The sequence below is a fragment of the Kocuria sp. KH4 genome, from assembly GCF_053711175.1.
The window spans coordinates 1-385 of the sequence record NZ_JBSJYX010000079.1 but is presented as its reverse complement, the minus strand read 5'-3'; the positions used below and the strand labels follow the sequence as shown (position 1 = coordinate 385).

Sequence of the window (385 nt, the reverse complement as noted above, 5' to 3'; positions counted from 1 at the left end):
CAGTAAGACACTGTATTTCATCTTGTTGGCAATGTCGATTGCAACGTGGACCATCTTTGTTTTACGTATCATGGGTACACGTCAATTGAAACAACAAGCTTATGCTCAACTTTCACAAGCTTTAGCTAAGTTAAAATCAAAGTTTGCTGTATTGAACTTTGAACAACGTAAAGCCGTTGCAGAACAAGCACTTCTTCGTCAAATTTCTGCTGAAAAAGCGAATGCCGAGAAAGGTGTTTCAGTTCTAGGTACGATTGCATCGCTTGCACCGTTCGTGGGTTTATTCGGTACAGTATGGGGGATTTTCCATGCCCTTGTTGCTGTTGGCAAAAGTGGTCAAGCGGGCTTAGCGCAAGTTGCAACTCCTGTGGGTGAAGCATTGATC

General features: G+C 43.1%; 1 protein-coding gene. It reads left to right on the top strand.

The features are described from left to right. Nucleotides 1-31: 31 nt before the first annotated feature. Nucleotides 32-385, top strand: a 354-nt coding sequence (locus tag ACWCOM_RS18555) for a MotA/TolQ/ExbB proton channel family protein (RefSeq protein ID WP_454550212.1), incomplete at its 3' end; no start/stop codon positions are given.